The organism is Streptomyces panacea, assembly GCF_040560175.1.
Lineage (GTDB): Bacteria > Actinomycetota > Actinomycetes > Streptomycetales > Streptomycetaceae > Streptomyces > Streptomyces panacea.
This window is the reverse complement of sequence record NZ_JARJHW010000282.1, coordinates 1-6,223: the sequence shown is the minus strand read 5'-3', so window position 1 is coordinate 6,223 and position 6,223 is coordinate 1. Positions and strand designations below refer to the sequence as shown.

The 6,223-nt window shown below is 71.8% G+C and carries 7 protein-coding genes; 5 read left to right on the top strand and 2 right to left on the bottom strand.

All coding sequences use genetic code 11. From position 1 onward, the window contains the following. Window positions 1–157: 157 nt before the first annotated feature. Both P3L51_RS34430 and P3L51_RS34425 read left to right on the top strand, forming a co-directional pair. Complete coding sequence (locus P3L51_RS34430; RefSeq protein WP_354609297.1) at window positions 158–880, top strand: DUF5984 family protein; 723 nt, start codon at window positions 158–160, stop codon at window positions 878–880. Between the two features lie 10 nt (window positions 881–890). Continuing rightward, window positions 891–1,679 carry a cobalt-precorrin-6A reductase gene (locus tag P3L51_RS34425; RefSeq protein WP_354609296.1) on the top strand — a complete coding sequence of 263 codons (789 nt, stop codon included), beginning with the start codon at window positions 891–893 and terminating at the stop codon, window positions 1,677–1,679. On the opposite strand, the gene cobF is transcribed toward P3L51_RS34425, so the two are convergent. Further along, window positions 1,648–2,412, bottom strand: coding sequence for a precorrin-6A synthase (deacetylating) (cobF, locus tag P3L51_RS34420; RefSeq protein WP_354609295.1), 765 nt, complete (start codon window positions 2,410–2,412; stop codon window positions 1,648–1,650). The genes P3L51_RS34425 and cobF overlap by 32 nt on opposite strands. Before the next feature lie 131 nt (window positions 2,413–2,543). Here cobF and P3L51_RS34415 point away from each other — a divergent pair, with 131 nt between their 5' ends. The 3 genes from P3L51_RS34415 to P3L51_RS34405 are packed head-to-tail and all read left to right on the top strand — an operon-like array spanning window position 2,544 to window position 5,400. Then, entirely contained in the window at window positions 2,544–3,263 is a 720-nt protein-coding gene (locus P3L51_RS34415) for a (Fe-S)-binding protein (RefSeq protein ID WP_354609294.1), read from the top strand. Continuing rightward, complete coding sequence (locus P3L51_RS34410) at window positions 3,260–4,720, top strand: LutB/LldF family L-lactate oxidation iron-sulfur protein (protein WP_354609293.1); 1,461 nt, start codon at window positions 3,260–3,262, stop codon at window positions 4,718–4,720. The genes P3L51_RS34415 and P3L51_RS34410 overlap by 4 nt, the downstream gene beginning before the upstream one ends. Continuing rightward, the gene (locus P3L51_RS34405; protein WP_354609292.1) at window positions 4,720–5,400 is read left to right on the top strand and encodes a LutC/YkgG family protein; all 681 of its coding nucleotides are present in this window, start codon (window positions 4,720–4,722) and stop codon (window positions 5,398–5,400) included. The genes P3L51_RS34410 and P3L51_RS34405 overlap by 1 nt, the downstream gene beginning before the upstream one ends. A 349-nt stretch (window positions 5,401–5,749) precedes the next feature. Here the strand turns inward: P3L51_RS34405 and P3L51_RS34400 are convergent. Further along, the coding region (locus tag P3L51_RS34400) for a DUF309 domain-containing protein (protein WP_354609291.1) at window positions 5,750–6,223 on the bottom strand (474 nt) is incomplete at its 5' end.

The following is a 6,223-nucleotide window of genomic DNA, read 5'->3' as shown; positions in this document are numbered from 1 at the left end:
GTCGGCCGAGTACGCCCGGTACGAGGCCGGTCCTCCGCCTTGCGATGCACCGCACCAGACGCCGCGGGCCCCGCCCTGCGGGCGGACGGCGCTACTTCGAAGACACGACCTAGGACCGCGCATTACGGCGCGTGCCCTCATCTGCGAGACTCGGTCCGTGATCCAGTTTCGGTTCGGGCTGACACCCGTGAAGGACATCCGGCCGTGGGGAGGCGACACCCCCTCCCTGTCCTGGTTCAGCCTGACCGACGGCTGGTACGACCTTGAAGCCGACGGCCACCACCTCTTCCGCCACACCGACGGCACGCACGTCGACTACTACGTGGTCCGGCTCTGGGAGGACGTGCTCGACGCACTTCCGGCGGCGCTTGAGCCGGTGCCGGCGGACCTGGTCCCCTTCGTGGCCGGCGACCTCATGGCATGGCTCCCGTCCGACCGTCCCGACACCGAGGCCGCGGCCGACTGGTACGGCCAACACAGCCTCGACATGGGGTACTCGCAGTCCGCGCCCCACATCCGCTGGTGGCGGACCGCGGGGGAGTCCGGGGACGACCTCATGACCGTCACCTGGGCATACGACCGGGACGAGGACCACGAGTTCACCGCTCCCGCCGCCGGCCGCGTCACCCTCCTCACCACCGACTTCATCGCGGCCGTGACCAGCCTCCACCGCGACCTCTTCGCGGCCATGGAAGCGCGCGTCACCGCCCTCGAAGCCACCGGACCCCCACCCGGCGTCGAGATCGACCTCCGTCACCTCCGCCACGAACAGCAGGACCGGGCGACCTGGCTCCGCCGCGCCCTGGACCGCGAGTGCGACACCGACTGGGCGGCCGTACGGGCCGGAGCCCGCGTCCTTGTCCCCCTGCCACCCCCGTAGCCTCGTCCCCATGCCCCACGACCTGCGCGTGCTGATCCTCGGCGGCACCACCGAAGCCCGTCGCCTCGCCGACGCGCTCGCTGCCGAAGCCCCCCACGCGCACGTCACCACGTCCCTCGCCGGGCGCGTCACCAACCCGAGCGCCCCCGCCACCGGCGACCTGCGCGTCGGCGGCTTCGGTGGGCCCGACGCCCTCGCCGCGTGGCTGGTCGCGCACCGTATCGACGTCCTCGTGGACGCCACGCACCCCTTCGCCGCCAGCATCAGCGCCCACGCCGCCCAGGCCGCGGCAGCCTCCGGCACCGACCACTTCGCTCTGCGCCGCCCCGGCTGGCCCGCCGACCCGCGGGACCGCAGGCACCCCGCCCGCTCGCTCGCGGACGCCGCCGCGCGGCTTCCGGCGTTCGGCGGGGGCACACGCGTCTTCCTCACCACCGGGCGTCAGGGCCTCGCCGCCTTCGCGGGCCCCGAACTGGACGGGCTGCACTTCCTCGTACGCACCGTGGAACCGCCCGAGCCGCCCCTGCCGCGCAGCACGCGCATCCTGCTGGACCGGGGCCCGTACACCGTCGAGGGCGAGACCGCGCTCCTGCTCGAACACCGGGTCGACGTCCTCGTCACCAAGGACAGCGGTGGATCGGCCACCGTCGCGAAACTCACCGCCGCCCGCGAACTCCGCCTGCCCGTGGTGATGGTCGAGAGGCCGCCCGCGCCCGAGGGCGTACCGGAAGTGGCCGACGTACGAGCCGCACTGGACCGCTTGGGCCTCAGTCCCGCCGCAGCAGATACGTGTCCATGATCCAGCCCTTGCGCGCGCGGGCCTCCGCCCGTAGCTCCACGATCCGGTCCGCGACCTCCGAGAGCCGCCCGGAGACCAGGATCTCGTCCGCCGTACCGACGTACGCGCCCCAGTGGATGACCGGGTCCTCCGCCAGGTAGTGACGGAACGACTGGTGCCCGTCCAGCATCACCACCACGTCGTCCACCCCCTGCGGCCACGCCTCCGCCAGCCGTCGGCCCGTGGTGATCTGCACGGGGCGCGCCACCCGGTTCAGCCCCGTGCGGTGCTTGGCGAGCAGCGCCGAGACGCTGCTGATGCCGGGGATCACCTCGTGCTCGAAGCCGACCGTGCCGCGCGCCAGGATCTCGTCCAGGATGCCGAGCGTGGAGTCGTACAGCGCGGGATCGCCCCACACCAGGAACGCACCGACCTGGTCCTCGCGCAGTTCGTCGGTGATCATCCGCTCGTAGATGTCGGCGCGCCGGGTACGCCAGTCGCCAACTGCCGGGGAGTAGTCGGCGCCGCCGGCCGTCCGGTCCCGGTCCGGATCGCGCGCCTCGACCAGCCGGTACTCCCGGCCGTCCGCGATGTGCTCCGCGAGGATGTCGTGCCGCAGCCGGATCAGGTCCGCTTTCGCTTCGCCCTTGTCGAGGAGGAAGAAGACGTCCACCCGGTTCAGCGCCTTGACCGCCTGGAGGGTCAGCTGATCCGGGTCGCCCGCGCCGATGCCGATCACATAGATCTGTCTCACCGGCCCGAGTCTGCCTCATGACGCCGACAGCCTTGCCCGCCATGGCGCCGACAGCCTTGCCCGCCCCATAGAGACATCGGATGTATGCGCGGGTCTTACGTTCGCCGGGGGCCCCGACATATGCTCCGGCCATGCGTGTCGCTCTCTTCGTCACCTGCGTCAACGACGCGGTGTATCCGTCCACCGGGATCGCGACCGTGCGGCTCCTCGAACGCCTCGGAGTGGAGGTCGACTTCCCCGAGGCTCAGACCTGTTGCGGACAGCCACAGTTCAACACCGGCTACCGCAAGGAGACCGAGCCGCTCGTGCGCCGTACGGCCGCCGCCTTCGAGGGGTACGACTACGTGGTGACCCCCTCGGGATCCTGTGCCGCCATGGTCCGGCAGCACTACCCGAAGATCGGCGACGCCTCGGCCGCCTCCCTCGCCACCCGCACCTACGAGCTGACCGAATTCCTTGTCGACGTCCTCGAAGTGACCGACGTCGGCGCGTACTTCCCGCACACGGTGACCTACCACCCCTCCTGCCACGGCCTGCGCCTCCTCGGCCTCGGCGACAGACCGCGCCGCCTGCTGGAAGCCGTCGACGGACTGGAACTGCGCGAGCTGCCCGGCGCCGACGAATGCTGCGGATTCGGCGGCACCTTCGCCGTGAAGAATTCCGATGTCTCCACCGCCATGGGCCAGGACAAGGTCAGCAACGCCGTCTCCACCGGCGCCGAGGTTCTGTGCGGCGCCGACAACTCCTGTCTGATGCACATCGGGGGCGTACTGCGCCGCGAGGAAGCACCGCTGCGCGCCCTGCATCTCGCCGACATCCTGGCGAGCACCCGAGAGGAGCCCCTCGTATGAGCGGGACGTTCGTCGGTATGCCGTCCTTCCCGCGGGCGGCCAAGGAGGCCGTGCACAACAAGACCCTGCGCGGCAATCTGCGCCACGCCACCCACACCATCCGCGACAAGCGCGCCAAGGCCGTGGCCGAACTCTCCGACTGGGCCGAGCTCCGCGAGGCCGGGAAGCAGATCAAGGACCACACGCTCCGCCATCTCGACCGCTATCTCGTCCAGTTGGAAGAACGGGTCACGGCGGCGGGCGGCACCGTCCACTGGGCGGCCGACGCCGACGAGGCCAACCGGATCGTCGCGGACCTGGTCAAGGCCACCGGCGAGACCGAGGTCGTCAAGGTCAAGTCGATGGCCACGCAGGAGATCGGTCTCAACGAGGCGCTGGAGGCCGAGGGCATCGCGGCGTACGAGACCGACCTCGCCGAACTGATCGTCCAGCTCGGCGACGACCGGCCCTCCCACATCCTCGTCCCCGCCATCCACCGCAACCGCGGCGAGATCCGCGACATCTTCCGCGCGAAGATGGCCGACTGGGGCCGGGCCGCGCCCCACGGCCTCACCGACATCCCGGCGGACCTCGCCGAGGCGGCCAGGCTCCACCTCCGGGAGAAGTTCCTGCGCGCGAAGGTCGGAATCTCCGGCGCCAACTTCATGGTCGCCGAGACCGGCACGCTCGTCGTCTTCGAGTCCGAGGGCAACGGCCGGATGTGTCTGACGCTGCCCGAGACGCTGATCTCCGTGGTGGGCATCGAGAAAGTGGTGCCGAGCTGGCGGGATCTGGAGGTGTTCCTCCAGACGCTGCCGCGCTCCTCGACGGCCGAGCGGATGAATCCGTACACCTCGACCTGGACGGGCACCGCCGACAGCGACGGGCCGCGGACCTTCCACCTCGTCCTCCTCGACAACGGCCGCACCGACACCCTCGCCGACGAGGTCGGCCGCCAGGCGCTGCGCTGCATCCGCTGCTCGGCCTGCCTCAACGTCTGCCCGGTGTACGAGCGGGCCGGCGGGCACGCGTACGGCTCCGTCTATCCGGGGCCGATCGGCGCGATCCTCAGCCCCCAACTCCGGGGCACCCAGAGCGAGATCGACGCCTCACTGCCGTACGCGTCGTCGCTCTGCGGCGCCTGCTACGAGGTGTGCCCGGTCGCGATCGACATTCCCGAGGTGCTGGTGCACCTGCGGGAGCGGGTCGCCGATCAGGGCGGCAAGGGTCACCGGCTCGAAAAGGCCGCGATCAAGGCGGCCGGGTGGGTGCTCGACCATCCCGGCGTGCTGGGGGCGGGGGAGCGGGTCGCGTCGAAGACGCGCAGGCTGCACCCGTCGAAGCTGCCCGGCGCGGGGGCGTGGACGCGGAGCAGGGAACTGCCGGAGATGCCGGCGGAGCCGTTCCGCGACTGGTGGAAGAAGAACCGGAAGCCGAAGCCGGACGGGTCACCCAAGTCCGAGGGGGAGAAGCCCTGATGAGCACCACAGCCGACTCCACCGGAGCCGGAGCCGGAGCCGGAGCCCGAGCCGGATCCGGCTCGCGGGAGCGCATCCTGGCCCGGGTCCGCGCGGCTGTCGCCGACGCGCCAGACGCTCCCGAGGTCACGCGCGACTACCTCGACACGCACACCCCTGACGCCGGCATGGTCGACCTGCTGGCCGAGAACCTCGCCGACTACCGCGCCCTCGTCCACCGCACCGACTCCGCCGGGCTCTCGGACCTGCTGATGCGCCTGCTCGCCGAGCACGGCTCCCGTACGGTGCTCGTGCCGCCCGGCCTGCCGCCGGGGTGGCTCGCCGCCGCCGATCCGACCCGGATCCACGACCGGGAGGCTTCCACCGCACGGGAGTTGGACGAGGTCGACAGCGTCGTCACCGGCTGCGCCGTGGCCATCGCGGAGACCGGCACGATCGTCCTGGACGGCAGCCCCGACCAGGGCCGGCGCCGTATCTCACTCGTACCGGACCACCACATCGTCGTGGTCCGGGCGCCGGAGCAGGTCGTCGCCTCCGTACCGCAGGCGATGCCGCGGCTCGACCCGACCCGGCCGCTGACCTGGATCTCGGGGCCGTCGGCCACGAGTGACATCGAGCTGGACCGGGTCGAGGGTGTGCACGGCCCGCGCACGCTGGAGGTCGTCCTGGTCGAGGACTGACCGGGACGACGCCCCGGCTGCCCGTCGCTGTCCGGCCGGATTGTGGACGTACGCCGTCGTGCAGCGTCGTCCTCCGGCTCGGACTCCGGCTTCGGTGACCCCTATGTCGATGCCGTACGCGACGGCACGAAGACGGCCTCCGACGTCGCCGCGCCCTTCGGGAAGCGGTGGACCCGGCTCGTGCCCCGACGGGGCCCTAAGCCCGCCACATCTCACCGGCCGAGACGGAGTACGCGTACCCGTGGCGGTGCGCGACCAGCGACTCGTCGACGCGCGGGAGCTCAGGCCCGGACGAGGGTATGGCTGACCGGTCTGTTCCGGAGTGTCGCTCACCACCCTTCGGCCGCCCTCAGGGGCGGTCGGACCCCGTCAGGCGCGGGGCCTCGACAGCGGCGTCGATGGGGGCGTCCTCGATCCGTTCCGCCAGCTCACGGGCCCAGGAGGTCAGGCCGCGGACATCGATCCCGTACGGCGCCTCGTACCCGGAGATCCGCTCGGCGCCCCGCAGCAGCAGCCGCGCCCCGCCCGTCGTATTGCCCCGGGCGGCATGCGTGAGCCCCACCGCGAGCTGCGCCATCCCACGCCACAGCGCCTCCTCCTCGTCGGGCCCCGACTTCCACGCGTCCTCGAACACCTCGTGCGCGTGGAACGGCATCCCCGCGTCGAGCAGCCGCTGAGCCTCCCGCAGCGTCTCGTCCGGCGCCCGCACCACCCCCTCGGGCTGCCGCTCGACGCCGGACGCCCCATAGGGCAACGGCCGCCCCAGCCCATCCCGCGGCCGCGCGTTCCGCGCCCGCCCTTCGATGTCTCGATCCCGCCGGTT

What these genes read in the sequence shown, in the direction of transcription:
- P3L51_RS34425 (WP_354609296.1), top strand. Translation starts at nt 891, where the DNA reads ATGCCCCACGACCTGCGCGTGCTGATCCTCGGCGGCACCACCGAAGCC.
- P3L51_RS34415 (WP_354609294.1), top strand. Translation starts at nt 2,544, where the DNA reads ATGCGTGTCGCTCTCTTCGTCACCTGCGTCAACGACGCGGTGTATCCG.
- P3L51_RS34410 (WP_354609293.1), top strand. Translation starts at nt 3,260, where the DNA reads ATGAGCGGGACGTTCGTCGGTATGCCGTCCTTCCCGCGGGCGGCCAAG.
- P3L51_RS34405 (WP_354609292.1), top strand. Translation starts at nt 4,720, where the DNA reads ATGAGCACCACAGCCGACTCCACCGGAGCCGGAGCCGGAGCCGGAGCC.